The sequence below is a fragment of the Streptomyces sp. NPDC051822 genome (assembly GCF_044452745.1).
Taxonomy (GTDB): domain Bacteria; phylum Actinomycetota; class Actinomycetes; order Streptomycetales; family Streptomycetaceae; genus Streptomyces.
Map to the genome: position 1 here is coordinate 1 of NZ_JBITBZ010000014.1, position 25956 is coordinate 25956.

Sequence of the window (25956 nt, forward strand, 5' to 3'; positions counted from 1 at the left end):
GCCACCCGCTACGACAAGACCCGCGAGTCCTACCAAGCCGCCCTCACCATCGCCTCAATCCTGCTCTGGCTCTGATCTTTGAAGACGACCCCTAGAGCGACCGCATCCTGTTGATCTCCGAGGTCTGCTGGGCGATCACGTCGTTCGCCATCTCCTCCACGAGGACGTTGTTGCCCTCGCTCAGCACCTCGGCCGCCATCGTCACCGCCCCCTCGTGGTGCGTGATCATCAGTTTCAGGAACAGCTCGTCGAAGGCCTCGCCCTTCGCGTTCCCCAGCTCCTTGAGCTGCGCCGCGGTCGCCATGCCCGGCATCGAGTGATGGTCGTGGCCGGGCTGTTCGCGCGGGCCGCCGTTGTTCTTCAGCCAGCCCTCCATCGCGCTGATCTCCGGCTGCTGCGCCGCCGCGATCCGCTCTGCCACCTTCTTGACCTGCGAGGATCCCGCCCGCTGCGGGGCCAGCGCCGTCATGGTCAGGGCCTGTCTGTGGTGCTCGACCATCATCTGCGTGTAGCGGAAGTCGGCGCTGTTCGGACTGTCGTCGGGGAGGAGCCGGGCGGCCTCCTCCGGAGATATCCGCCGGGCCGGTTCACCCGGCTTCCCCGGCGCCACCACCGTGGTCCCGGTCGACGCTCCTGCCTCGGGGGCGGCCTCCTGCTCCGACTCGCAGGCGCTCAGGGCGAGTACGGCGACGGCGGACAGGGCCACGGCGACGACGGCACGCTGACGGCGGATCAACAACGCGACCTCCAGGGTTCTTGCGGTGAGTGTGTCCGTTCCTAGCACTTTTCGCGGGGCGTCCGAGCAAAAACCTTCATTACATCTGCGTTGCCATCTGTTGAGATGTGCACGGCAAGGAAGATACTGCCGCTGTCCAACACCCGTTCAACGCTGAACGGATACAAGGGAGGACGGAGTGACCTCGTTGCGTACCCCGCGTACCACGACCATCACGCGAGACCCGCGTGCACGGCTCAGACGCCTGGGCGTGGCATCCGCCGCGGCCGGCATGCTCGCCACGCTGTTCGTGGCCGGCCCCGCGTCCGCCACACCCGACCCCGGAGACAACCCCGCACAGGGCAAGGTCTCCTCGGAGCAGGCGGCCGACGCGCGCTCCGCCATCCAGAGCGGCGAGATACCCGGCGTGGACGAGATCGTCCACAGCCCGAACATCGAGCACCTCGTGAACATCCCGAAGGACGCCCTCAAGGGCACCAACTCGGACCTCGCGTTCCAGGGCAAGTACGCCTTCGCCGGCAACTACGACGGCTTCCGCATCTTCGACATCAGCGACCCGAAGGCCCCGAAGACCGTCGCCCAGGTCCTCTGCCCCGGCTCCCAGAACGACATCTCCGTCTCCGGGAACCTCGTGTTCCTCTCGACGGACTCCTCGCGGAGCGACAACTCCTGCGCCAGCACCTCCCAGCCCGCCTCGGTCAAGGACTCCTGGGAGGGCATGAAGATCTTCGACATCAGCGACATCGCCAACCCGAAGTACGTGGCCGCCGTCGAGACCGCCTGCGGCTCGCACACCCACACGCTGGTGCCCAAGGGCAAGAACGTCTACGTCTACGTCTCCTCGTACTCGCCCAACGCCGCGTTCCCCGACTGCCAGCCCCCGCACGACGGCATCTCGGTCATCAAGGTGCCCCGTGAGGCGCCCGAGCAGTCCGCGATCGTCAGCTTCCCCGTCCTCTTCCCGGGCGAGGGCCCGGACGGCGGCGGCAACCCGGGCGGACCCACCAACCCGGGCGTCTCCAAGACCACCGGCTGCCACGACATCACGGTCCTGCCGGAGAAGAACCTCGCGGCCGGTGCCTGCATGGGTGACGGCATCCTCTTCGACATCGAGGACCCCGAGCACCCCCGGGTGATCGACCAGGTCCAGGACAACGTCAACTTCGCGTTCTGGCACTCCGCCACCTTCAACCAGCGGACGAACAAGGTCGTCTTCACCGACGAGCTCGGCGGCGGCGGCGGGGCCACCTGCAACGCCGAAGTCGGCCCGAACCGCGGTGCCAACGGCATCTACGACATCGTGGGCAAGGGCAAGAAGCGCGATCTCGTCTTCCGCAGCTACTTCAAGATCCCGCGCCACCAGGCCTCCACCGAGAACTGCGTCGCCCACAACGGCTCGCTGATCCCGGTCAAGGGCAAGGACCTCATGGTCCAGGCCTGGTACCAGGGCGGTGTCTCCGTCTGGGACTTCACCGACTCGGCGAAGCCGAAGGAGATCGCCTACTTCGAGCGCGGCCCCGTCTCCGCCACCACCATCACGACCGGTGGCTCGTGGTCCGCGTACTACTACAACGGCTACATCTACTCGAACGACATCGCCAAGGGCTTCGACGTGCTGAAGCTCTCCGACCCCCGTACGGACCCGGCGAAGCGGGTCCGCATGGACGAGCTCAACGTCCAGACGCAGCCGAACTACTTCGACTTCGACTCGACCGACGACTGACCCGGGTCCTGACGACCGGCTGAAGGCCTGATCGCCGGCGTGCCGCCGGGCGGACCCCCGTCCGGCGGCACGCCCGCCTCCCAGTCCAGGCCGTACCGGTGGAACAGCTCCGAGCGCAGCCGCGCGAGCGGCATCCTGGCGCCCGGCAGCAGCACCGCCACCACCGCGCCCATCAGGAGGGCGCGCAGCAGCGGATAGTCGGTGTCCACGTCCTCGGAGCCGTACCGGGTGACCGTGTCCCGCAGCAGGAACGCGAGGCGCTGCTGCTCCTCGCACTGCACGAACCCCTCGGCCTGCAGGATTCCCGCCATATGGGTCCGCATCAGCGTGGGGCGCTCCATCGCGAGCCCCAGGATCGCGTCGATCGCGCGGGCCAGCCGCTCGCGGCCGTCCTCCGTGCGCGGTTCGCGCTCCAGCGCCTCCTCAAGGGTGAGGTGCATCAGACGGTGCACCGCCGCCTGGAGGAGCTGTCGCTTGCCCGGGAAGTAGTACGAGATCAGCCCGCGCGCCGTACCGGCCCGCTCCGCGATGTCGCCCAGCGTGGTCGCCTCGTACCCGCGGGTGTCCACCAGCTCCACCGTGGCCCGCAGAATCCGCTCCCGCGAGCGGCGCCGCAGCTCTTCATTGACCGATGGGCTACGCGGGGACATGCTGGACTCCTGCGTTGACTGGCTGCCGGCCAATATACTCGGCGCATCCTGTCGGCATGCCCGTGTGGCACACCGCCGGGGATGCCGTCTGTTCTGGGCGACACGGGGGATCGTCCAGAACAGACGGCTTCATCGTGTCCTCTCCATTCTGCTCCCGCCGAGTTCGCCGTCCCGGAGGCCTGCCGCCCCGGCGTCCCGCCGCTCGCTCCAGCGGTACGTCAGGACCGCCACGGCCACACAGCACCAGCCCATGAGCCAGCCCCCGAGCACGTCCGTCGGCCAGTGCACGCCCAGGTAGAGCCGCGTCCAGCCGGCCCCGAGGACCGAGACGAGCGCGAGGCCCGCGAGCGCGCCCCAGCCGCGCCACCCGGGCCGCCAGCGCAGCGCGAGGACCCAGAGCAGCAGCCCGCAGGCGACCATGGCCGTCATCGCGTGGCCCGAGGGGAAGGCGGCGTACTGCGCCGAGTCGACCGGATCGGGCCACCGCGGCCGCTCCCGGTCCATCAGCGCCTTCACCCCCTGCTGGAGTGCCGCGGCGAACAGCATGGTCCCGGCCAGCCACAGGGCCGTGCGCCGTTCCCGCCGCCACCACAGCAGCACCGTGGTCGCCGCGGTCAGGGCGCGCATCGTCCACGGGTCCCACACCCAGTCGCTGAGGATCCGGTGGAGCCGGGTGAGCCAGGGGCGGGCGACGGCCTCACGGTGCAGTGACTCGGCGACCGACAGGTCGAAGGAGAGCAGCGGCGCCCACCCCACGGCCACGAGCACGAGCAGCGGAAGGGCCAGGGCGCCGGAGATCACCGCGGAGGAGCGCATACATCGATCCTGCCCGATGACACGCCCCGAGTGATCCTCCGCGCGCCCCCTCCGCGCGCCGCCGCGCCCGAATCCGCCGGGGCGCGTGCCGCCGTCCGCCGCTATCCCAGTGCGCTGAGCGCCGGGACGAAGGCCACGAGCACCGGGACCACCGGCACCAGGGCCGCGGCCGCCGTGAGCCGCAGCCGGCGCCCCGCCGTGAGCCGGGGCGCCGCGGTCAGCAGCCGGTTCACCCGCTGGGAGAGTTCCGCGTAGGGGGCCCGGCCGGGCCCGAACACACCCCGGTCCTCGTTCAGTCCGACCAGGGCGAGCGCGATCGTCAGCCGGCCGAACCGGCGCGAGGCCACGTCGTCGGCGGCCAGCTCCACGAGCCGGTGCATCTCCTCGCGGAAGGCCGCGAAGACCGGGATCCCGGGGAACCCGGCGGCCAGCGCCGCCGAGGAGTGCAGCAGCCAGTCGTGCCGGGCGCGGGCGTGACCCTGCTCGTGGGCGAGGACCGCGTCCAGCTGGCGCCCCTTCAACCGCCGCAGCGCCGCCGTCGTGATGACCAGCCGGGGCGTCGTCCCCGCGAGCCACCAGGCGTCCGCCCGCTCGCCCTCCAGGACCACGAGACGCTCCTCGCCGGGCTCCTCGCCGGGCATCAGAGGGGCGCGGACGAGCAGATCGCAGCGGCGCTGCCTGCGCCGGGCGCGGGCGCGGCCGATCTCCCGGCCGAGCATCGCACCGGACCAGAGGCCGCCGGCCGCGAGGACCACGGCGAGGACCGCGGACCAGGGGCCGGTCGTCCCGAGCTCGTAGGCGTCGACCACGGCGCGCGGCGCGGGCGCGAAGACCTGTCCGCGCACGGCCTGCCAGGCGGTCGACGCGCTGAACGTCATGGAGAGCGCGAAGCTCAGCAGGACGGCGGCGACCACGCACTGCCACACCCAGAGGGCCACCACGGGTTCTCGCTCGACCCAGTCGGCCCGTGACAGCAGCCGGGGTGCGGCGAGGGCGGTCAGGACGCCGAGCAGGAACAGCGCGAGGGAGACCCACATGAGCGTCACCCTATGAGCGCGGTACGGGTCGGGGGTATGGCCTCGGACGCCAAGTGACGTACGCCACGGTTTCGTTGCCCGCCCAGCGGCCCAGTAGCCCAGCCGACCACCGGCCCGCCGTTCTCACAAGGTCACCAGCATGGCCAGCATGGCGAGCGCCATCGACAGCCGGCAGACGTGCGCCAGCTCGGGCCGGGTCGCCCATTCCGGCCCCGGTCCCGCACCCGGTCCTCCGGCCGTCGCCGCCACCGTCCTCACCGTCGCCACCGGTACGAGTCTCGCGCCCGCGTGCAGCACGTACACCATGTAGTAGAGGAGCAGCCCGCCCGTGACGACGGGTATGCCGCTCGCGGTGCCCGGCGTGTGCCCCGTGTGCGCCCCCGTGGCGGGTGACGCCATCGCCACCGCCATGTAGACCATGGCGAGCGAGCCGATCAGATGGTGCACGTGGTGACCGCCCCGCCGGACCGTGAAGAGCCGGACCGTGAACAGGCTTTGCAGCGCGGCGCCACCGAACACCGCCGCGTACACCGCCCAGCCCCACGCCGGCGGCGTGAGCACGGCCGCGGGCAGAGCCATGGACGCCATCCCGAAGCCCATCACCGCCTCGCCGCCCGCCGCCCGCCGCTCCTCCCCGGCGCACACGCGCATCCGCAGCAGGCAGTACGCCCCCGTCGCCGCGCACAGCGCGACCATGAGCCACCCGGACAGAGCCGGTCCGTGCACGGCACACCTCCCCCTCGACGCCGTACCGTCCCCGGAGGAATGCCCGCCGCCGACCGTGCGCACGCGGGCGCACGGGCGCGCGGAGGCGTACGAAGGGGAGTGAACGGCGCCCGACTAAGCTCGGGACGGTCGCGTTCGGCGATCGTCAGTACCCGAGGGGAGCCCCGTTCACATGGACACCGCCACGTCGCAGGAGACCGGCCGGATCAGCTACCGCGATGCGGTCCTGGGCGACGTCCCGGCACTCGTCCCGCTCGTCCAGTCGGCCTACCGGGGCGACGCGAGCCGGAGGGGCTGGACCACCGAGGCGCACCTGCTCCAGGGGCAGCGCACCGACCCCGACGGCGTGGCCGGCGTGATCACCACTTCCGGCAGCCGGCTCCTGGTGGTCGAGAGCGACGGCGAGATCGTCGCCTGCTGCCAGCTGGAGGACCGCGGCGAGGCCGCCTACTTCGGCATGTTCGCGGTCCGGCCCGAACTGCAGGGCGCGGGCCTCGGCAAGCTGATCATCGCGGAGGCGGAGCGCCGGGTGCGCGAGCTCTGGGGCGCGCGGGAGATGCACATGACGGTGATCTCCGTGCGCGAGGAGCTGATCGCCTGGTACGAGCGGCGCGGCTACCGGCGCACCGGCCGGATGTCCCCGTTCCCGTACGGCGACGAGCGGTTCGGCGTGCCGCAGCGGGATGATCTCGAGTTCGAGCTTCTCGTCAAGCCGCTGGTCTGACCGGAGCGGCGGAAGGGTGGCCTCGACCCTGGCTGACAGGAAAAACTTCTGTCGACAGGGGGGTCGCACAGGATAATTTCTCTTTCCCCCCTTGTGGTGGAGAACCGTGAATGGTTACGGTGTCTTGACGCGAGGTTCTCCTGTGGAGGAAGAGGCATGACGGAAATTCTTGTGCAGGACGTGACCGGTGAGGGGATATTCACCGACGCCCGGGTGATCGACCACCCCGCCTGGCCCGAGCTCAAGAATGCCGTGGAGGAGATCCGCTCCTGGCAGAGCGCCGACGGCTCCATCGACTTCGAGGCCGAGGGCGCGCCCGCCCGCTCCCTGGCCGAGCTGACCCTCGACCGCGTCACCGCCGCGGTCGAGCAGCTCTCCCCGCTCGTCCCGCACGACGGCGCGTACCACCGCGCTGTCGTCTCGGACCTGCGCAAGTGGGCCGACAGCGGCTTCACGGTCCCGGACTTCCTGGACTCGCTGCTCGCGTTCCAGCCGGCCGCCGACCGCAGGGACGGGCTCCAGCACCTGGTGCTCTTCCCGATGTACACGCAGAACGGCAACCTGGACCGCAACCTCGAAGCCGTCGTGCTGCGCATGGTGTGGCCGGAGTGGCTCTCCGAACTGGAGCGCACCCGCTACGACAACCCGCTCTTCTGCGGCATCACCTTCGAGGACTTCACCGCCGGGTACGACACCAACTCGGCCGTCCTCTTCCCGGAGACCATCGCGGTCCGCGAGGCCCCCGAGCGCTTCACCTGGGGCGGCATCTTCTGCGACCGCGAGGCCGCCCGCTTCCGCAAGGTGACGGAAGCCGCCGTCGACATCCTGGGCATCCAGCTGCCCACGGACATCGCCGCCATGATCGACGACCAGACCCGCTGCGAGCAGGCGTTCGTGCTCTGGGACATGGTCCACGACCGCACCCACAGCCACGGCGACCTGCCCTTCGACCCCTTCATGATCAAGCAGCGCCAGCCCTTCTGGATGTACGGGCTCGAAGAGCTCCGCTGCGACCTCACCGCCTTCAAGGAGGCCGTGAAGCTGGAGTCCGAGGGCAACGTGCACGGCCGCGACGTGCAGTACGCGGTCCTCTTCGACCGGATGTTCCGCTTCCCGCTCTCCGGCGACCGCAACCGCAACTACGACGGTCTCGGCGGCCAGCTCCTCTTCGCGTACCTCCACAAGCACGACGTGGTGCGCTGGACGGACAACACCCTCAAGATCGACTGGCAGCGGGCCCCCGAGGTCACCAACCAGCTCTGCGCCGAGATCGAGAAGCTCTACCGCGACGGCATCGACCGCCCCAAGCTCGTCCACTGGTTCAAGGCGTACGAGCTCGTCTCCACCTACCTCGCCCCGCACCCGGGATCGACGTGGGCCAAGGGTCCCGACGCCCTCGACCTCTCGCTTCCGCCGCGCAAGCTCGTCGACGACGTGCTTCCGGACGAGTTTCCGCTCAGCATGTTCTTTGAGGCCCTCGCCAAGAAGCTGAAGGGCGTGATCGCCGAAACCAAGGGCATCACCGCCGCCGACGTCTCTGGGACCGAGCGGGCCGCCGCGTGAGCACTCGTACCGAGGACACGGAGGAGGCGTCGCCCATGAACGCCAACGGAAACGGCGGGCCGCTCGACGGCGCCGTCATCGCGGTGGCCGGCGCGGCCGGCCCCGCGGGCCGCGCGACGCTGCTGCGCCTCGCCGAGGCCGGTGCGACCGTGGTCGCGTCCGACGCCGACCCGGCCCGCCTCGCGGAGGCCGTCGACGCCGCCCGCTACGCGCACGGCGGTGCCACCGTCATCGGCGACACGGTCGACCTGCTCGACCTGGACGCCACGCGCGACTGGGCCGCGAAGACCGAGAAGGAGTTCGGCCGGATCGACGGCCTCGTCCACCTGGTCGGCGGCTGGCGCGGCAGCGGCTCCTTCATGGAGACCGACCTCAAGGACTGGGACTTCCTGGAGAAGCTCCTGATCCGCACCGTCCAGCACACCTCGCTCGCCTTCCACGACGGACTGCTGCGGGCAGGCGGCCGGGGCCGCTACGCCCTGATCAGCCAGGTCGGCGCGCACAAGCCGCTGGCCAACAACGCCGCGTACAACGCCGGCAAGGCCGCCGCGGAGGCGTGGACCCTCGCCATGGCGGACTCCTTCCGCAAGCTGGGGGGCGACGACGGCCCGCAGGCTGCGGCTGCGATCCTGGTGATCAAGGCATTGGTGCACGACGGCATGCGCGCCGAGCGCCCCAACGCGAAGTTCGCGGGCTTCACGGACGTCACGGAGTTGGCCGACGAGGTCGCCGGTCTGTGGGACAGGCCCGCCCGGGAAGTGAATGGACAGCGTCTGTGGCTGACCCCCAAGCCGTGACCGCGGCTCTCGGCCCCAGGACCGACGCGCGTCGTCACCACGACCCGTCGGTCCGGGGCTTCGCCAGCGACAACTACGCCGGCGCCCACCCCGAGGTCCTCGCGGCCCTCGCCCTCGCCAACGACGGCCATCAGGTCGCCTACGGCGAGGACCAGTACACCGAGCACCTCCAGCGGATCATGCACAGCCACTTCGGCCCCTCCGCCGAGGCCTTCCCGGTCTTCAACGGGACCGGGGCGAACGTGACCGCCCTCCAGGCCCTCACGGACCGCTGGGGCGCCGTCATCTGCGCCGAGTCCGCGCACATCAACGTGGACGAGGGTGGTGCGCCGGAGCGGATGGGCGGCCTCAAGCTGCTCACCGTGCCGACCCCGGACGGCAAGCTCACCCCCGAGCTGATCGACCGGCAGGCTTGGGGCTGGGAGGACGAGCACCGGGCGATGCCGCAGGTCGTCTCGATCACCCAGAACACGGAGCTCGGCACCGTCTACACGGTCGAGGAGATCCGCGCGATCGTCGATCATGCCCACTCCAAGAGCATGAAGGTCCACCTCGACGGTGCCCGGATAGCCAACGCCGCCGCCTCGCTCGACGTGCCGATGCGTGCGTTCACCAACGCGGTGGGCGTCGACGTCATCTCGTACGGCGGCACGAAGAACGGCATGCTCTTCGGCGAGGCCGTGGTCGTGCTCAACCCCGACGCGGTCAGCCACATGAAGCACCTGCGCAAGCTGTCCATGCAGCTGGCGTCGAAGATGCGCTTCGTGTCGGTGCAGCTGGAGGCCCTCCTCGCGAAGGACCTGTGGCTGCGCAACGCCCGCCACGCCAACGCGATGGCCCAGCGCCTCGCGGCCGGCGTGCGGGAGGTCGACGGGGTGGAGATCCTCTACCCGGTGCAGGCCAACGCCGTGTTCGCACGCCTGCCGCACGAGGTGAGCAGGCGACTGCAGGAACGCTTCCGCTTCTACTTCTGGGACGAGGCCGCCGGCGACGTGCGCTGGATGTGCGCCTTCGACACCACGGAGGACGACGTGGACGCCTTCCTCCAGGCCCTGAAGGAAGAACTGGCCCGCTAGCAGGTGCCACACGAAGGAACGGCCGGACGGAGGTCATCGACTCCCGTCCGGCCGTTCTCGTTCTCGGTACGGTACGGAGCGCGGCCGGCAGTCCAATGAAGTGAATTATCCAGTGCTCTACACTGGACCGCATGACTCTCACGCTCACCGTCTCCGACGAGGTGCGCACCCTCGTACCCGGCTTCACCGCCCTGGTCGTCGAGGCGCACGGACTGGTCAACGGACCCAGCGACGAAGCGAGCGCGGCGCTCCTGGACGAGGCCGCGCGACGGCTCGCCGAGCGCCTCGACGGCCGTACCCCGGACCAGGACCCGCACGTCGCCGCCTGGCGCGCCGCGTACACCGCGTTCGGCGCCAAGCCCTCCCGTACCCGCAACTCCGCCGAGGCGCTCGCCAGGCGGGCGCTCGCGGACGGCGGACTGCCCCGCATCAACCGGCTCGTCGACGCCTACAACGCGGTCAGCGTCGCCCATCTCATCCCGGTCGGCGGCGAGGACCTGGGGCGGATCCGGGGCGGCATGCGCCTGGTCAGGGCCACCGGCGAGGAGCCCTTCGTCACCATGGCGGGCGGCGCGGAGACGGTGGAGCACCCCGAGCCCGGCGAGGTCGTCTGGTGCGACGAGGAGGGGGTCACCTGCCGGCGCTGGAACTGGCGCCAGGGTCCACGCACCCGCATCGACGACGACACCGTCGACGCGGTCTTCCTCCTCGAGTCACTCGCCCCCATGACCCGGGACGAGCTGCTCGCGGCGGGCGGCGAGCTCGCCGAGTCGCTGGAGAAGCTCAGCCCCGGAGCCCGGATCACGATCCGGGACCCGCGGTAGCGCTGGCGTCAGCCGGCTTCCTTGACCTGGGCCGGCGTCGGAGCCGTACCGCCGAGGTGCGCGGGCACCCACCACGTGTCGCTCGCGTCCTTGGGGCGGACCGGGTAGGCGCGCTGCGCGGCCTCCAGGAGCTCCTGCACGCGCTCGCGCAGCCGCCGAGTGATGGCGCCCGCGTACTGGTCGGAGGGGGCCTCCATGGGCTCGCCGACGCGGATCGTCACGGGGATGTGGCTGCGCTTGAAGTTCCGCGGACGCCCCTTCGTCCACACCCGCTGGGTGCCCCACAGCGCCATCGGGATCAGCGGGACGCCCGCCTCCTGCGCCAGCCGCGCCGCACCCGTCTTGAAGCTCTTGAGGGTGAAGGACTGGGAGATGGTCGCCTCGGGGAAGACGCCGATGATCTCGCCGGCCCGCAGCGACTCCAGCGCGTGCTGGTAGGCGTGCTCGCCCTGCGAGCGGTCCACGGGGATGTGCTTCATGCCGCGCATGAGCGGCCCCGAGACCTTGTGCCGGAAGACGGAGTCCTTGGCCATGAAGCGCACGAGACGCTTCTGGGGCAGCGCCGCAAGACCCGTGAAGATGAAATCGAGGTAGCTGATGTGGTTGCTCACCAGCACAGCCCCTCCCGTCCGCGGGATGTTCTCGGAACCCTGGGTGTCGATCTTCAGGTCGAGCGCCTTGAACAGGGTGAGCGCGGCGCCGACGACCGGTCGATAGACGAGTTCTGCCATCGGAGAGGAACCTCTTCTTCGTGTGCCGGGGGAGGGGTCTCCCGGCGAAGTTACGCGGCCGTAGGTTTTCGGCTTTGGGCAGATCGTGCCCCATGTGGGGCGCCGTGACCAGTCCAGGCGGCTTCGTACAGGGAGATTCTCGTCACTCGCGGTGCCCGTGGCGGGAATCGAACGCTCCCGTGCGACGCTGCACCGGATGACATGCCGATATACCGACAGGCTGACAGACCGACCGCGAGGAGGAAAGGCGTGACCGAGGTGCTCGGACCGGAGTCGCTCGGACCGGAGGCGCTCGGCGCCGAACTGGGGGAGCGGGCCACCCTCGTCCAGTTCTCCACCGCCTTCTGCCAGCCCTGCCGGGCCACCCGCCGCACCCTGGCCGAGGTGGCCGCGATGGTGCCCGGTGTGGGACACGTGGAGATCGACGCCGAGGAGCGGCTCGACCTCGTACGCGCCCTGGGCATCGAGCGCACCCCCACCGTCCTGGTCCTCGACCGGTCGGGCCGCGTCGTCCGCAGGGCCGCCGGGCAGCCCCGCAGGGCCGACGTCATCGCCGCCCTGGGACGGGCCGTCTGACGCCGTGACACACCTCCCACATCCCGGTACGCACTTGACTGCACGCGGCAACGATCGCCACCCTTGCGGAGTGCCCCCAGAACTCCTTCTCTACGGCCGGACCCATGTGGACCTGGCCCGCAACGCGAGCGCGCGCTGTCCGGGCGTCTGACGACCCCCGGACCTCACCCATGCCGCCCTCGCAGAAGGACAACTCCATGACGGCTTCGCCGGACCTTCGACCCGGTCCCGTTCCCACGATCGGCGCACCCCGACAGGCCTCTCCCGACCTGCTCCGTTCCGTCTTCCGCCGGCACGCCGCCGGTGTCGCGGTCGTCACCGCGCACGGCGAGCGTCCCGTCGGCTTCACCGCGACCTCGCTCAACTCCGTCGCCGCGGACCCGCCGCTGATCTCCTTCGGGGTGGGCACGACGTCCTCCAGCTGGCCCGTGCTCGCCGAGGCCGAGCACGTCGGCGTGCACATACTCGGCGACCACCAGCAGGAGCTCGCCGCCACCTTCGCGCGCAGCGGCGCCGACCGCTTCGGCGACGGGACCCGCTGGAGCGTGGGCCCCGAGGGCGTGCCCGTGCTCGACGGCGTACTCGCGTGGCTGGTCTGCCGGGTGGTGGCCCGGGTGCCCGCGGGCGACCACCGGATCGTGATCGCGCAGGCGGTCGCGGGGGACCCGGACGGGGCGGGCCGGCCGCTCCTCTACCACCACGGGCGCTTCAACGCCCTGCGCGACTGAGGGTTCCCGTACGTGCCATGCTCCGCGCGTTGGCCAGATCACATTCCTGAGCGCTTGCTTACTGGTAACAAACTGGGTGTACTGACGAGTAATATTCGGGTCGGGGCGTCCGGCGCCCCGACCGGAAACCCGCCCTTCAGGCGCCTATGCTGCGAGCAACAAGGCAGCCCAGTTATGACGATGCAGTAGGAGAGCCGGCGTGAGCTTGAGGATCGTTGTCTGTGTGAAGTACGTGCCCGACGCGACCGGAGACCGCAAGTTCGCGGACGACCTCACGGTCGACCGTGACGACGTCGACGGCCTGCTTTCGGAGCTCGACGAGTACGCGGTCGAGCAGGCCCTGCAGATCGCCGATGAGGCGGACGACGCCGAGGTCACCGTGCTCACGGTCGGCCCCGAGGACGCCAAGGACGCGCTGCGCAAGGCGCTCTCGATGGGCGCCGACAAGGCCGTCCACGTCGAGGACGACGACCTGCACGGCACCGACGTCATGGGCACCTCCCTGGTGCTCGCCAAGGCGATCGAGAAGACCGGCTACGACCTCGTCATCGCCGGTATGGCCTCCACCGACGGCACCATGGGTGTCCTCCCGGCCATCCTCGCCGAGCGTCTGGGCGTCCCGCAGGTCACGCTGCTCTCCGAGGTCAAGGTCGAGGACGGTGTCGTGACCGGCCGCCGTGACGGCGACGCCGCCTCCGAGCAGCTGGAGGCCTCCCTCCCGGCCGTCGTGTCCGTGACCGACCAGTCGGGCGAGGCGCGCTACCCGTCCTTCAAGGGCATCATGGCCGCCAAGAAGAAGCCGGTGCAGTCCCTGGACCTCGAGGACCTCGACATCGAGGCCGAGGAAGTGGGTCTCGAGGGCTCCTGGACCGCGGTCGACTCGGCGGCGGAGCGTCCGGCCCGCACGGCCGGCACGATCGTCAAGGACGAGGGCGAGGGCGGCAAGCAGCTGGCCGAGTTCCTCGCGAGCCAGAAGTTCATTTAGCCGCTGGGGGTCCGGGGGTCGCCCCCCGGGTCAACACAGCATCTAAGGCTCGCGCGAGCCCCCCAGACCGCTGCCCCTTTCGTTCGCAGGAGATTGAAGTCCCATGGCTGAGATTCTCGTCTACGTCGACCACGTCGACGGAGCCGTCCGCAAGCCCACCCTGGAGCTGCTGACCCTCGCCCGCCGCCTCGGCGACCCGGTCGCCGTCGCGCTCGGCAACGGCGCCGCCGACACGGCCGCCGCGCTCGCCGAGCACGGCGCGGTGAAGGTCCTCACCGCCGACGCCGCCGAGTTCGCCGACTACCTCGTCGTCCCGAAGGTGGAGGCCCTGCAGGCCGCGTACGACGCCGTCTCCCCGGCCGCCGTGCTCGTCCCGTCCTCCGCCGAGGGCAAGGAGATCGCCGCCCGCCTGGCGGTCCGCATCGGCTCCGGCATCATCACCGACGCCATCGACCTGGAGGCCGGTGACGAGGGCCCGGTCGCGACGCAGTCCGCGTTCGCCGCCTCCTTCACCACCAAGTCCCGTGTCTCCAAGGGCACTCCGGTCATCACGGTCAAGCCGAACTCGGCCCCCGTCGAGGCCGCCCCGGCCGCCGGCACCGTCGAGGCGCTCGCCGTCTCCTTCTCGGAGAAGGCGCACGGCACCAAGGTCGTCTCCCGCACCCCGCGCGAGTCCACCGGCCGCCCCGAGCTGACCGAGGCCGCGATCGTGGTCTCCGGCGGCCGAGGCGTCAACGGCGCTGAGAACTTCGCGATCATCGAGGCGCTCGCCGACTCCCTCGGCGCGGCCGTCGGCGCCTCGCGCGCCGCCGTCGACGCCGGCTGGTACCCGCACTCCAACCAGGTCGGCCAGACCGGCAAGTCGGTCTCGCCGCAGCTGTACATCGCGTCCGGCATCTCCGGCGCGATCCAGCACCGCGCGGGCATGCAGACCTCGAAGACGATCGTCGCGATCAACAAGGACGCCGAGGCGCCGATCTTCGACCTCGTCGACTACGGCGTGGTGGGCGACCTCTTCGACGTCGTCCCGCAGCTGACCGACGAGGTCAAGGCCCGCAAGGGCTGACCTGCGGTTCTGTCGGGCCCGGGGGCCGCACGGTGACTCTCACCGTGCGGCCCCCGGCCGTTTCGGACAACCATTGACTCAGGTCCCGACGGCCTACTAACTTCGCCATACGGATTGTTGATTCCGTGCAGCGGAAAACAGGAGGATCTGGGATGGGTCAGCAGGAGAAGGTGTCGACGAGCCTCGCGGGCGCGGTCAGCGAGGGCATCAGCGCCTCCCTCGCATCGGTGGACGCCGAACTGGACCGCCGCTACCCGGGAGACCCCGGGACCCGTCAGCCCGTTCACACCGTCTACGTACCCGGCAACGTCTTCGAGGCGGGCACCATCCGCTCCTGGGGCGACCAGGCCCTCGCCGCCCTCGACGAGCACGCCCCCGACGCCGCCTCCTTCGCCGCCGTCCTCGGCCTGGCCGACGACCTCGCCGAGGACGTCCACGGCCGTGTGCGGGCCAAGCTGGAACGCGAGCCGATCGAGGACCTGCGGGTCGACTTCGAGGACGGTTACGCGGGTCAGGACGAGGACCAGGACGCGGCCCGTGCCGCCCGGCTGATCTCGGAGGCCTACCGGAACGGCACCGCCGCCCCGTACATGGGCATCCGGATGAAGTGCATGGAGTCCGCCGTCCGCGACCGGGGCATCCGCACCACCGACGTCTTCCTCACCGGCCTCCTGGAGAACGGCGGCCTCCCCGAAGGCCTCGTCCTCACCCTCCCCAAGGTCACCTACCCCGAGCAGGTCTCGGCCTTCGTCCGCCTCCTGGAGGCCTTCGAGAAGGCCCACGGGCTCGACGCGGGCCGCCTCGGCTTCGAGATCCAGATCGAGACCAGCCAGTCCATCCTGGCCACCGACGGCACCGCCGCCGTCGCCCGCATGATCGGCGCCGCCGAGGGCCGCGCCACCGGACTGCACTACGGCACCTTCGACTACAGCGCCTGCCTCGGCGTCTCCGCCGCCTACCAGGCCAGCGACCACCCGGCCGCCGATCACGCCAAGGCGATCATGCAGGTCGCCGCCGCCGGCACCGGCGTGCGGGTCTCCGACGGCTCCACCAACGTCCTCCCGGTCGGCTCCACCGAGCACGTCCACGAGGCCTGGCGCCTGCACTACGGCCTCACGCGCCGCGCCCTCGCCCGCGCCTACTACCAGGGCTGGGACATGCACCCCGGTCACATCCCCACCCGGTACGCCGCCGTGTTCGCCTTCTACCGCGAGGGCTTCGAGGCCGCCGCCAAGCGCCTCTCCGCCTACGCCAACCACGCGGGCGGCGACGTCATGGACGAGCCCGCCACCGCGAAGGCCCTCAGCTCCTACCTGCTGCGCGGCATCGACTGCGGCGCCCTCGACACCGCCGAGGTCGACGCGCTCACCGGCATGAACCGCGCCGCCCTGGACCGCTTCGCCGCCCCCCGCCGGGGCGACCTCACCGCCTCCGCGGAGTAATCAGAGGCCTGGGCCCTCATCGGCCTGCGGCGCGATCTCGCCCGAACCCCGGGCGAGGAGCGTCGTGCCGAGGACCACCCGCTCCGGCGCCTCGTCGGCCCCGTCGAGGCGCCGGAACAGCCGCTCCGCCGCCGTACGCCCGAGGGCGGCGGCGTCCTGGGCGATGACCGTGACGCCGAGCAGATCGGCCAGCTCGATGTCGTCGAAGCCGACCAGGGCGACCGGCCGGGGGTGCGCGGCGAGGGCCCGGACCACGGTGACGAGCACCCGGTTGTTTCCCGCGAACAGCGCCGTCACCGGCTCCGGCGCCGCCAGCATCTCCCGTACGGCGGTGCGCACCCGCTCCGGGTCCGTCGATCCCGGCGAGACCCAGGCGTCCCGGACCGGCAGCCCCGCGTCCTCCATCGCCGCCCGGTAGCCGCGCAGCCGTTCCGCCGCGGTGTGGATACGGGGGCGGTCGCCGATGAAGCCGATGCGGCGGTGTCCGTGGGCGATCAGATGGGCCACGCCGTCGCGGGCGCCGCCGAAGCTGTCGGTGAGGACCGCGTCGGCGTCGATGAGACCGGCGGGGCGGTCGACGAAGACGGTGGCGACGCCCGCCCTCATCTCGGGCTCCAGGTACCGGTGGTCGTCACCGGAGGGGATGACGATCAGACCGTCGACCCGGCGCGCGCACAGCGCGAGAGCCAACTCCTGCTCCCGTTCGGGGTCCTCCGCGCTGGAGCCGTTGATGAGCAGCGCCCCGTGCGCTCGGGCGACCTCCTCCACGGCCCGGCTGAGCGGCCCGTAGAACGGGTCGGCGAGGTCCTCAAGGACGAGGCCGACGGTCGCGGTCCTGCCCTTGCGCAGGACCCGCGCGCTGTCGTTGCGGCGGAAACCGAGGATCTCGATCGCCTCCTGGACCCGGCGCTCGGTGTCCGGGGTGACTCCCGGCTCGCCGTTGACGACCCGGGACACCGTCTTCAGGCCGACGCCCGCGCGCGCGGCGACGTCCTTCATGGTGGGCCGGTTGCCGTAGCGGGGCTCGGGGCGGCGGGCGGTATCGGCCACGGTGCGGGGTTCCTCCGTCGGGAATCGGTGGTTGTAGGGCGAAGCATAGAACCTGGACAACGTTGTCATGGCAGGAGAGACTGTACGGACCCGTTCCGCCCGCAGCCGACTGGAGACTCGCCACCCATGCAGACCGATCCCGCCACGGGCGCCGCCGAGGACCTCGTCGTCGCCCTCGACATCGGTGGCACGAAGATCGCCGGCGCTCTGGTCGACGGCGACGGCCGCATCCGGCTCCGCGCCCGGCGGGCCACGCCCGCGCGTGAGGACGGCGAGACGGTGATGGGCGCGGTCGAAGACGTCGTCGCCACGCTCGCGGCCTCGCCCCTGTGGGAGGCCGCCGGGCCCGTCGGCATCGGCAGCGCGGGCCCGGTCGACGCGCACAGGGGCACCGTGAGCCCCGTCAACGTGCCCGGCTGGCGCGACTACCCGCTCGTGGACCGGGTCCGCCGCGCGACGGGCGGCCGACCGGTCACCCTGGTCGGCGACGGCGTCGCCATGACCGCCGCCGAACACTGGCTCGGCGCCGCCAAGGGCCACGACAACGCCCTGTGCCTCGTGGTCTCCACCGGGGTCGGCGGCGGCCTCGTCCTCGGCGGCCGGCTCCACCCCGGCCCCACCGGCAACGCCGGTCACATCGGCCACATCGCGGTGGACATGGACGGCGAGCCCTGCGCCTGCGGCGGACGTGGCTGCGTCGAGCGGATCGCCAGCGGCCCGAATCTCGCCCGCCGCGCCCTGGAGAACGGCTGGCGCCCGGGGCCCGACGGCGACACCACCGCCGCGGCCGTGGCCGCCGCCGCCCGGGCCGGAGATCCGGCGGCCGTCGCCGCGTTCGAACGGGCGGCACAGGCGCTCGCCGCGGGCATCGCCGCGACGGCGGCCCTCGTCGAGATCGACATCGCGGTCGTCGGCGGCGGCGTGGCGGGCGCCGGCGAGGTGCTCTTCGCCCCGCTCCGCCGCGGCCTCGCCTCCTACGCCACGCTCTCCTTCGTCCGGAACCTGACCGTCGTCCCCGCCCTCACCGGCACCGACGCGGGCCTCCTCGGCGCGGCGGCGGCGGTTAGGAGCGCGGACGGCGAGGGATCGTGGGCGGGCAGGACCTCCTGAACGAAGCGCCCTGGCGACTCCGGGGTCTCCCGGACGGCCCGGCCGGGGGCGTGCCCCGTCAGCGGCCCGTCATTCCCTCCGTACCCGCTCGGGAACCCGTTGCTCCACGATCACCAGGAAGGTGTCGGACTCCAGGTCCATCACGACCCGGGCCGGCACCCCCTCGTCGCGCCGCGCGCCGGCGAACTCCTCAGCGGGCAGGCTGCCCCGCGGGCCACCGGCCGGAAAACGTTCGAGAACCGTACGACTCATCTCCGCACCCCCTCGTGCTTGCCGTTATCAACGACCCGCGCGCGGAAGCGTCACGCATATGCCGAGACATGCGTGGGTGGTTTTCGTGGCAGGGTGTTGCGGGCAAGCCACAGGGGGCCGTCGAAGAGGGGGAATCGTGATCGTCTGGGTCAACGGTACTTTCGGCGCGGGGAAGTCCAGCACCGCGCGCGAACTGATCGACCTGATCCCGCACAGCACGCTGTACGACCCCGAGCTCATCGGTACGGCGATGGGCCGGCTCCTCCCGGCCAAGCGGCTCGCGGAGGTCGAGGACTACCAGGACCTGCCGATCTGGCGCCGCATGGTCGTCGACACCGCCGCCGCCCTGCTCGCCGAGGTCGGCGGTGTGCTCGTGGTCCCCATGACCCTGCTCCGGCAGGCGTACCGGGACGAGATCTTCGGGGGGCTCGCCGCCCGCCGCATCGACGTACGCCATGTGCTGCTCGCCCCGGAGGAAACGATCCTGCGGCAGCGGATCGACGGCCGGACGGAGTACGGCGACCCCGAGGCCGACGCCCGCGTCCGGGAGTGGTGCCACGCGCACCTCGCGCCCTACCGAGCGGCCCTCGACTGGCTCGCCGCCGACGCCTACACCGTCGACACCTCGGCCCTCACCGCGACCGAGGCGGCCCGCTCCGTCGCCGACGCGGTCCTGAACGGTCTCGCCGCCCCCTGCGGCATCGTCCAGACCCCCGAGCCGACCGGCGAGACCCTCGCAGCGGGCGTCCTGCTCTTCGACGACCAGGACCGCTTCCTCCTGGTCGACCCCACCTACAAGCCCGGCTGGGAGTTCCCCGGCGGCGTCGTCGAACCCGGCGAACCACCGGCCCGCGCCGGAATGCGCGAGGTCGCCGAGGAGATAGGCATCGCACTCGACGCCGTCCCCCGCCTCCTGCTCGTCGACTGGGAACGCCCCCAGCCACCGGGCCACGGCGGGCTGCGCCTCCTCTTCGACGGCGGCCGGCTCGACGCCGCGGACGCCGCCCGCCTCCGCCTCCCCGGCGCCGAACTGCGCGCCTGGCGCTTCGTCACCGAGGAGGAGGCCGCCGACCTCCTGCCGCCCATCCGCTACCGCCGCCTCCGCTGGGCCCTGCGCGCCCGCGAACGCGGCACGGTGCTCAACCTGGAAGCGGGGGACCCGGTCGGCTGACGGGCCCCTCCGGCGTCAGCACACGGTCACGCCTGCTTCGAGCGGGCGTAGTTGACGAGGAAGTGCGCCTCCGCCACCGAGAGCCGCTCCAGCTCCTCGGGCGACACCGACTCGTTGGGCGCGTGGATCTGCGCCTCCGGCTCGCTCAGGCCGATCAGCAGGATCTCCGACTCCGGGTACAGCGAGGCCAGCGTGTTGCAGAGCGGGATCGAACCGCCCATGCCCGCCGTCTGCATCTCCTGACCGGGGTACGCGATCCTCATCGCCTCCGCCATCGACGTGTACGCCGGGCTCGACGTGTCCGCCTGGAACGGCTGGCCCTGACCGACCTGCTCCAGGGACACCCGGGCGTCCCACGGGGTGTGCTTCTCGATGTGGGCGAAGAGCAGCTTCGTCGCCTCGGCCGCGTCCTGGCCCGGCGGCACCCGCAGGCTGATCTGGGCGCGGGCCGACTTCGGCACCGACGGGGTCGCACCGGCCACCGGGTGGCAGTCGATGCCGATGACCGTGACGGCCGGGCGGGCCCAGATCCGGTCGGCGACCGTGCCGGCGCCCGGAAGGGACACGCCCGAGAGGACCTTGGCGTCCTTCCGGAAGTCCTCCTCCGGGTACTGCAGGCCCTCCCACACCTCGTCGCCCGGCAGCCCGTCGATGACGGTCGAGCCGTCCGGGCCGCGCAGCGAGTCGAGCACGCGGATCAGCGCGGCCAGCGCGTCGGGGGCGGCGCCGCCGAACTGACCGGAGTGCAGGTTGCCCTCCAGGGTGTCGATCTGCACCCGGATCATCGTCATGCCGCGCAGGGTCGCGGTCACCGTCGGCAGACCCACCCGGAAGTTGCCCGCGTCGCCGATCACGATCGCGTCCGAGACGAGGAGCTCGGGGTGCTGCTCGGCGTACCGCTCCAGACCACCGGTGCCCTGCTCCTCCGAACCCTCGACGATCATCTTGACCGTCACGGGTACCCCGCCGTTCGCCTTCAGGGCGCGCAGCGCGAGCAGGTGCAGGACGAAGCCGCCCTTGCAGTCGGCCGTGCCGCGCCCGTACCAGCGTCCGTCGCGCTCGGTCAGCTCGAACGGGGGGCTGAGCCAGGCGGACTCGTCCAGCTTCGGCTGCACGTCGTAGTGCGCGTAGAGAAGGACGGTCGGCGCGCCGGCCGGGCCGGGCAGGATGCCGTACACCGCCTGCGATCCGTCCGGGGTGTCGAGCAGCGCCACGTCCTGGAAGTCCTCGGCGCGCAGGGCGTCCGCCACCCAGTTCGCCGCCGCCTCGCACTCGCTGCGGGGCGCCACGGCCTCGTCCGCCACCGACTCGAAGGCCACCAGCTCGGTGAGCTCGGCCTTGGCCCTGGGCATCAGGGACCGGACGGTCTCGGCGATCGGGTTCGAGGTCATGGGCACGCTCCTGATGGGTGCGACGTTACGACGTAAGGACGGCGTTCGGCGTATGTCGTGGTACGGCGAACGCATCGCCGATCCTACGGCGCGGTGCCCGGGCTACCGCGCCGTAGGATGCGTCAGGAGCAGACCACCGGTCGGATCAGGAGCAGAAGCACACGTGAGCAGCGAGCACGCAGAGAACGCCGGTCCGGAGAACACCGCGCCCGAAGGCGCGGCTCCTGAGGGCATCGGTGTGGACGAGGTTTCGGCGGTGGACGAGGGGCCGGTGACGGACAAGGCCTCGGTGGCGGACGTGGGTTCCGAGGCGGACGTCTGGGACGTCGTGGTCGTCGGCGCGGGACCGGCCGGCGCGTCCGCGGCCTACGCGGCGGCGGTGGCGGGGCGTCGGGTGCTGCTCCTGGAGAAGTCCGAGCTGCCCCGGTACAAGACGTGCGGCGGCGGCATCATCGGCCCCTCCCGCGACTCGCTGCCGCCCGGCTTCGAACTGCCCTTCCAGGACCGGGTGCACGCCGTCACCTTCTCCCTTGACGGACGCTTCGCCCGCACCCGCCGCTCGCGCAAGATGCTCTTCGGGCTCATCAACCGCCCGGAGTTCGACGCGCAGCTCGTCGAGCACGCGCAGAAGGCGGGCGCCGAGCTGCGGACCGGCGCCACGGTGTCCCGGGTGGAGCAGCACGGCCCGGCGGTACCGGACCGGCGGACCGTCGCCGTGGTCCTCGCCGACGGCGAGACCGTACTCGCCCGCTCGGTCGTCGGCGCCGACGGCAGTGCCAGCCGGATAGGCGCCCATGTGGGGGTGAAGCTCGGTCAGGTCGACCTGGGCCTGGAGGCCGAGATCCCCGTGCCGCCGTCCGTGGCCGAGGACTGGAAGGGCCGGGTCCTCATCGACTGGGGTCCGATGCCCGGCAGTTACGGCTGGGTCTTCCCGAAGGGCGACACGCTGACGGTCGGCGTCATCTCGGCGCGCGGCGAGGGCGCCGCCACCAAGCGGTACATGGAGGACTTCGTCGCCCGGCTCGGCCTGTCCGGCTTCGAGCCCACGATCTCCTCCGGCCACCTGACCCGCTGCCGCACCGACGACTCGCCGCTGTCCCGAGGCCGGGTGCTCGTCTGCGGTGACGCGGCCGGGCTTCTGGAGCCGTGGACGCGCGAGGGCATCTCGTACGCGCTGCGCTCCGGCCGGCTCGCGGGGGAGTGGGCGGTACGGGTCGCCGAGGCGGGCGACGCGGTCGACGCGCGGCGCCAGGCGCTGAACTACGCCTTCGCCATCAAGGCGGGGCTCGGCGTGGAGATGGCGGTCGGGCGGCGGATGCTCGCCCTCTTCGAGCGGCGCCCGGGACTGCTGCACGCGACGATAACGGGCCTCCGGCCGGCCTGGAACGCGTTCGCGGACATCACCCGTGGCTCGGCGACGCTGGGCGGCATGGTCCGCTCGAACGGCATGGCCCGACGGGCCCTTGAGATCCTGGACCGGCGCATGGACACCTCGTCGGGCGTCGGCCCCGCGGGTCGCGGCATCGGCCAGCGGGAGCGGTCGGCGCCGGAGGGCGGGGGCGAGGACGCCGCCGAGGCCGAGGCCGGCGGCGGGGACGCCGGTGGACCGGCCGAGGTCTCCGCGGTGGCCGAGGCACCGAAGGCGTCAGACGCACCGAAGGCCCCCGAGGTGCCCGACGCGTCCTGACGTCTCGGGGCGAGAGTGAGCGAAGCAGCGGACGGGCTCCGCCGCTCCGGCCGGTTCACGCGGCCGGGGTGGCGGAGCCCGTCGTCGTGACGAGGAAGACGGGGTGCTTGGGGGCGACGGCGCGCAGCTCGTCGTCGGAGGAGTCGGGCCCGACGCCGCCGAAGAAGACGCCGACCTCGGCCTTCCAGCGCTTGAGGTAGGCGCGCAGCAGGGCGGGCTTGTCCTCGTCCGCCACCTCGACGGCGGTGAAGTCCTGCACGTGCTTGCCGAGGATCAGCTGCCCGCCACCGGCGGCCCGCATGTTGTGGGTCCACTGGACGTGGCCGCGCGGGGCCACGAGGTAGCGCACGCCGTCGACCGTGAGGAGGTTGACGGGGGTACGGCGCCACTCGCCGCTCTTACGGCCGCGGACGGCCAGGACACGGGACCCCCAGACGCTGATGCCGCGCCGGGTCATCCAGGCGACGGCGCGGTTGAGGACGTTCACCGTCAGCCAGCCGGGCTTCATGACGTGGGCGGAGTCGGGGGTGGGGCTGTTCGGGTCGGCGGTCTGACCGGACATGGGGTTCCTCCTGCGAAATTGTGAGCACTGCTCTCGCTTGAGATCAGTGTGCACGGATCACCGCTCACAATCAAGAGCAGTGCTCTTATTTCGTATCGGCGCTCTCGAAGTGGCACACTGCTCTCCATGACGACCGTCCGAGGAGCCCGCGCCCGCGCCCGCATCGAGATCACCGCCGCCATCAAGGACGAGGCCCGCACCCAGCTCGCCGCCGAAGGCGCCGCCAAGCTGTCCCTGCGGGCCGTCGCCCGCGAGCTCGGCATGGCGTCCTCCGCGCTCTACCGCTACTTCCCGAGCCGCGACGACCTGCTCACCGCCCTCATCATCGACGCCTACGACGCCCTCGGTGCCGAGGCGGAGCAGGCCGCCGCCGACAGCGCGGGGCTGCGTCCCCTGGACCGCTGGACCGCCGTCTGCCGCGCGGTCCGCGCCTGGGCCCTGGCGCACCCGCACGAGTACGCCCTGATCTACGGCTCCCCGGTGCCCGGCTACACCGCGCCCCAGGACACCGTCGCCCCGGCCGCCCGCGTCGGACTCGTCCTCATCGAGACCGCCCGCCGTGCCCACGGCGGCGAGGGCATCGCACTGCCCCCGCTCCCGGAGGCGCTGCGCCCCGAGGCCGCCCGTATCGCCGCCGACGTCGCCCCGGACCTGCCCCCGGCTCTCGCCGTCGCCCTCGTCGCCGCCTGGTCGCAGCTGTTCGGCCTCGTCTCCTTCGAGGTCTTCGGTCAGTTCCACCGCGTCGTCGAGGACCGCGACACCTTCTTCGCGGCGGCAGCCCGCCGCCTGGGCCAGGACGTGGGCCTGCTGCCACGCGGCTGAGCGATCAACCCCGCCGCCACCTCCACCCCGCCTACTCCGGCGGGAGTACCGGTGACCACCTCACAGGGCTGACGCCCGCGGGTGTGCTGCGGTTAGCGTGACCGGCATGGACCAGAAGCCGGCGGGCGGGCGAGTGAGCGGAGACGACGGCGGCGGCGGAAGGCCGGTCCACGGCGCGGGGGAGCGGCCCGGGCGGGACGCCGCCATGCCGCGCCGCGGTCCGCGGGGCAAGAGGGGCCACCGGGACCCCTGGGACTTCTGGGACCGAAAGAACCACGGGGAAGAGCCGGACGGCGGCCACGGCCTGCCCTGGCTGTCCACGGTGCTGATCGCCGTGATCGTCATGGCCGGGAGCGGGATCGCCGCGCGGAACCAGCCCGGCCGTGAGGCGCTCGACGCGCTCGCCCGGTCCCTGCTGCTCCTCGGAGCGGTCCCCCTGCTGTTCCGGCACCGGTGGCCGGCACCGGTGGTGTTCGGCGTCGCGGCCGTCACCCTCGGCTACCTCGCGGCCGGTTACCCCGCCGACCCCAAGCAGGCCCGTACCGCGCTGACCACCATCAAGGCGGCCAGCAAGGAGGCCCTCGGCGAGGTGCGCCAGGTCCTCGACACCCTCCGTACCCCCGGCGACGCGCCCCGCGCGCCCGCCCCCGGTCTCGCCCGGCTCCCCGAACTCGTCCAACAGGCCGCCGCCGCGGGCCTGACCGTCACCGCCGCGACGACCGGTCCGCGGACCGGCCTGCCGCCCGGCGCGGACCTGGCCGCCTTCCGCGTCGTGCAGGAGGCGCTCACCAACGTGGTGCGCCACTCTCAGCCGGGCCATGGTCAAGCCGGGCGCGCGTGACCGCGCCCAACTCGTCGTCATGGCCTATGAGTCGGGCCTCGTGAGGTCCGACTGGCTGGGGTGAGCGGGCGGCCCGTCACGACCAGGTGATGCCCGACGTCTCCCGCCACAGCCGGGCGAGGTCCTCGTCGCCGGTGAGGGTCACGGCACCGGCGGGCAGCCGGTTCCACAGATACAGGTACAACCGGTCGGCGGGCCCGGAGAGTTCCGTGTCCGCGACGGCCGTCTCCCGGCCGTCCCGTTCCGTCCGGGGCGGCTCGGACGACAGGAGTACGGTCCAGACGTCACCGGTGTCCGTCGCGCGGACCCGCAGGACGCGGGGCTCCGGGGTCCGCACCCGGCTGCGGTCCCGGCCGTGCATTCCGCGCAGCAGTTCGTCGATGCCGTCGGCGGCGAAGGCGGAGTCGACGGGACCGGGCCCCGTGAGCGCGGACTCGGCGTCCGCGCGGTGAACGGCCGTCTCGTGCGCCTGCCGCCGCGCCCAGAAGGCGAGGGGTGAGGGCGCCGGGAGGAAGGTCCAGCACTCCAGGTCCTCGGGCGCCGCGCGCAGGGCGGCGACGAGCCGGGCGTGCCCCTCGCGGTAGTGCGCGAGCAGTTCCTCGCCGTCGAGCGCCGGTTCACCACCGTCCGGCTGGTACGTGGTGTGCCCCTCGGCCACGAACGCCGTCGCCCAGCGGTGGACCATCGTCGTGTGCCGAAGCAGATCCCGTACCCGCCACCCGGGACAGGTGGCCACCTCCGCGTCCGGCCCGGCCTCGGCCGCCGTGTCGCCCAGCGCCCGGCCGGCCGCTTCCAGCGCCTCGATGTGCTCCGTGATCTTCATCGTTCCCCCACCGGTTCGGTCCATGCCCCGCATTCTCGCAGCTGAGG

General features: G+C 72.0%; 26 protein-coding genes and 1 pseudogene. 16 read left to right on the plus strand and 11 right to left on the minus strand.

Annotated elements, in window-relative coordinates:
• Nucleotides 1–91: 91 nt before the first annotated feature.
• On the minus strand, nt 92–739 hold the full coding sequence (locus ACIA8N_RS32255; RefSeq protein ID WP_365781084.1) for a DUF305 domain-containing protein: 648 nt from the start codon (nt 737–739) through the stop codon (nt 92–94).
• 268 nt (nt 740–1007) lie between these two features.
• Between ACIA8N_RS32255 and ACIA8N_RS32260 the strand changes: the two genes are divergently transcribed.
• Nucleotides 1008–2459, plus strand: coding sequence for a hypothetical protein (locus tag ACIA8N_RS32260; RefSeq protein WP_365781211.1), 1452 nt, complete (start codon nt 1008–1010; stop codon nt 2457–2459).
• Here the strand turns inward: ACIA8N_RS32260 and ACIA8N_RS32265 are convergent.
• The 4 genes from ACIA8N_RS32265 to ACIA8N_RS32280 form a co-directional block, all read right to left on the minus strand.
• Complete coding sequence (locus ACIA8N_RS32265; RefSeq protein WP_365781085.1) at nt 2429–3109, minus strand: helix-turn-helix domain-containing protein; 681 nt, start codon at nt 3107–3109, stop codon at nt 2429–2431. The two genes, ACIA8N_RS32260 and ACIA8N_RS32265, sit on opposite strands and share 31 nt — an antisense overlap.
• A 129-nt stretch (nt 3110–3238) precedes the next feature.
• Entirely contained in the window at nt 3239–3925 is a 687-nt protein-coding gene (locus ACIA8N_RS32270; protein WP_365781086.1) for a phosphatase PAP2 family protein, read from the minus strand.
• A 101-nt stretch (nt 3926–4026) separates the two neighbouring features.
• Nucleotides 4027–4962 carry a M56 family metallopeptidase gene (locus tag ACIA8N_RS32275; protein WP_365781087.1) on the minus strand — a complete coding sequence of 312 codons (936 nt, stop codon included), beginning with the start codon at nt 4960–4962 and terminating at the stop codon, nt 4027–4029.
• 123 nt (nt 4963–5085) lie between these two features.
• Nucleotides 5086–5688 carry a DUF5134 domain-containing protein gene (locus ACIA8N_RS32280; protein WP_365781088.1) on the minus strand — a complete coding sequence of 201 codons (603 nt, stop codon included), beginning with the start codon at nt 5686–5688 and terminating at the stop codon, nt 5086–5088.
• A gap of 172 nt (nt 5689–5860) precedes the next feature.
• Between ACIA8N_RS32280 and ACIA8N_RS32285 the strand changes: the two genes are divergently transcribed.
• The 5 genes from ACIA8N_RS32285 to ACIA8N_RS32305 all read left to right on the plus strand — a co-directional run bounded on the left by ACIA8N_RS32285 (nt 5861) and on the right by ACIA8N_RS32305 (nt 10672).
• Complete coding sequence (locus ACIA8N_RS32285; protein ID WP_365781089.1) at nt 5861–6412, plus strand: GNAT family N-acetyltransferase; 552 nt, start codon at nt 5861–5863, stop codon at nt 6410–6412.
• Between the two features lie 156 nt (nt 6413–6568).
• Nucleotides 6569–7975, plus strand: coding sequence for a DUF6421 family protein (locus tag ACIA8N_RS32290; protein WP_365781090.1), 1407 nt, complete (start codon nt 6569–6571; stop codon nt 7973–7975).
• A gap of 35 nt (nt 7976–8010) precedes the next feature.
• A complete protein-coding gene (locus ACIA8N_RS32295; protein ID WP_365781091.1) occupies nt 8011–8772 on the plus strand; it encodes an SDR family oxidoreductase in 762 nt (253 codons plus the stop codon).
• The gene (locus ACIA8N_RS32300) at nt 8769–9848 is read left to right on the plus strand and encodes a low specificity L-threonine aldolase (protein ID WP_365781212.1); all 1080 of its coding nucleotides are present in this window, start codon (nt 8769–8771) and stop codon (nt 9846–9848) included. Before ACIA8N_RS32295 ends, ACIA8N_RS32300 begins: the two co-directional genes overlap by 4 nt.
• Nucleotides 9849–9979: 131 nt before the next feature.
• Complete coding sequence (locus ACIA8N_RS32305) at nt 9980–10672, plus strand: phenylalanine--tRNA ligase beta subunit-related protein (protein ID WP_365781092.1); 693 nt, start codon at nt 9980–9982, stop codon at nt 10670–10672.
• 8 nt (nt 10673–10680) lie between these two features.
• On the opposite strand, the gene ACIA8N_RS32310 is transcribed toward ACIA8N_RS32305, so the two are convergent.
• Nucleotides 10681–11403 carry a 1-acyl-sn-glycerol-3-phosphate acyltransferase gene (locus ACIA8N_RS32310; RefSeq protein WP_030546242.1) on the minus strand — a complete coding sequence of 241 codons (723 nt, stop codon included), beginning with the start codon at nt 11401–11403 and terminating at the stop codon, nt 10681–10683.
• Between the two features lie 201 nt (nt 11404–11604).
• Here ACIA8N_RS32310 and ACIA8N_RS32315 point away from each other — a divergent pair, with 201 nt between their 5' ends.
• From ACIA8N_RS32315 to ACIA8N_RS32335, 5 genes are all read left to right on the plus strand, one after another.
• Nucleotides 11605–11979, plus strand: coding sequence for a TlpA family protein disulfide reductase (locus ACIA8N_RS32315; protein WP_399416852.1), 375 nt, complete (start codon nt 11605–11607; stop codon nt 11977–11979).
• Nucleotides 11980–12176: 197 nt separating this feature from the next.
• A complete protein-coding gene (locus ACIA8N_RS32320) occupies nt 12177–12707 on the plus strand; it encodes a flavin reductase family protein (RefSeq protein WP_365781094.1) in 531 nt (176 codons plus the stop codon).
• 199 nt (nt 12708–12906) lie between these two features.
• Complete coding sequence (locus tag ACIA8N_RS32325) at nt 12907–13692, plus strand: electron transfer flavoprotein subunit beta/FixA family protein (protein ID WP_365781095.1); 786 nt, start codon at nt 12907–12909, stop codon at nt 13690–13692.
• Nucleotides 13693–13795: 103 nt separating this feature from the next.
• Nucleotides 13796–14758: an electron transfer flavoprotein subunit alpha/FixB family protein gene (locus tag ACIA8N_RS32330; protein ID WP_359217204.1), complete on the plus strand. Its 963-nt coding sequence runs from the start codon at nt 13796–13798 to the stop codon at nt 14756–14758.
• Between the two features lie 152 nt (nt 14759–14910).
• Nucleotides 14911–16200, plus strand: coding sequence for a DUF6986 family protein (locus ACIA8N_RS32335; RefSeq protein ID WP_365781096.1), 1290 nt, complete (start codon nt 14911–14913; stop codon nt 16198–16200).
• On the opposite strand, the gene ACIA8N_RS32340 is transcribed toward ACIA8N_RS32335, so the two are convergent.
• On the minus strand, nt 16201–17250 hold the full coding sequence (locus tag ACIA8N_RS32340; RefSeq protein ID WP_365781097.1) for a LacI family DNA-binding transcriptional regulator: 1050 nt from the start codon (nt 17248–17250) through the stop codon (nt 16201–16203).
• Nucleotides 17251–17376: 126 nt separating this feature from the next.
• Between ACIA8N_RS32340 and ACIA8N_RS32345 the strand changes: the two genes are divergently transcribed.
• Complete coding sequence (locus ACIA8N_RS32345; RefSeq protein WP_365781098.1) at nt 17377–18360, plus strand: ROK family protein; 984 nt, start codon at nt 17377–17379, stop codon at nt 18358–18360.
• Nucleotides 18361–18429: 69 nt separating this feature from the next.
• Here ACIA8N_RS32345 and ACIA8N_RS32350 read toward each other — a convergent pair whose 3' ends face one another.
• Nucleotides 18430–18612, minus strand: coding sequence for a hypothetical protein (locus ACIA8N_RS32350; RefSeq protein ID WP_365781099.1), 183 nt, complete (start codon nt 18610–18612; stop codon nt 18430–18432).
• Nucleotides 18613–18748: 136 nt separating this feature from the next.
• Here ACIA8N_RS32350 and ACIA8N_RS32355 point away from each other — a divergent pair, with 136 nt between their 5' ends.
• Nucleotides 18749–19783 (plus strand): NUDIX domain-containing protein, encoded by a 1035-nt coding sequence (locus ACIA8N_RS32355; protein WP_365781100.1) that lies wholly within the window; start codon nt 18749–18751, stop codon nt 19781–19783.
• A 26-nt stretch (nt 19784–19809) separates the two neighbouring features.
• On the opposite strand, the gene ACIA8N_RS32360 is transcribed toward ACIA8N_RS32355, so the two are convergent.
• Nucleotides 19810–21174 (minus strand): dipeptidase, encoded by a 1365-nt coding sequence (locus ACIA8N_RS32360; protein ID WP_365781101.1) that lies wholly within the window; start codon nt 21172–21174, stop codon nt 19810–19812.
• A gap of 163 nt (nt 21175–21337) precedes the next feature.
• On the opposite strand from ACIA8N_RS32360, the gene ACIA8N_RS32365 reads away from it, so the two are divergent.
• Nucleotides 21338–22861 (plus strand): geranylgeranyl reductase family protein, encoded by a 1524-nt coding sequence (locus tag ACIA8N_RS32365; RefSeq protein WP_399416853.1) that lies wholly within the window; start codon nt 21338–21340, stop codon nt 22859–22861.
• A gap of 55 nt (nt 22862–22916) precedes the next feature.
• On the opposite strand, the gene ACIA8N_RS32370 is transcribed toward ACIA8N_RS32365, so the two are convergent.
• On the minus strand, nt 22917–23423 hold the full coding sequence (locus ACIA8N_RS32370) for a nitroreductase family deazaflavin-dependent oxidoreductase (RefSeq protein WP_365781102.1): 507 nt from the start codon (nt 23421–23423) through the stop codon (nt 22917–22919).
• 126 nt (nt 23424–23549) lie between these two features.
• Between ACIA8N_RS32370 and ACIA8N_RS32375 the strand changes: the two genes are divergently transcribed.
• Both ACIA8N_RS32375 and ACIA8N_RS32380 read left to right on the plus strand, forming a co-directional pair.
• Complete coding sequence (locus tag ACIA8N_RS32375; RefSeq protein ID WP_365781103.1) at nt 23550–24245, plus strand: TetR/AcrR family transcriptional regulator; 696 nt, start codon at nt 23550–23552, stop codon at nt 24243–24245.
• Between the two features lie 205 nt (nt 24246–24450).
• Nucleotides 24451–25071: pseudogene (locus tag ACIA8N_RS32380) on the plus strand (sensor histidine kinase); the annotation flags it as partial.
• A 91-nt stretch (nt 25072–25162) separates the two neighbouring features.
• Here the strand turns inward: ACIA8N_RS32380 and ACIA8N_RS32385 are convergent.
• Complete coding sequence (locus ACIA8N_RS32385; RefSeq protein WP_365781214.1) at nt 25163–25909, minus strand: maleylpyruvate isomerase family mycothiol-dependent enzyme; 747 nt, start codon at nt 25907–25909, stop codon at nt 25163–25165.
• Nucleotides 25910–25956: the final 47 nt, after the last annotated feature.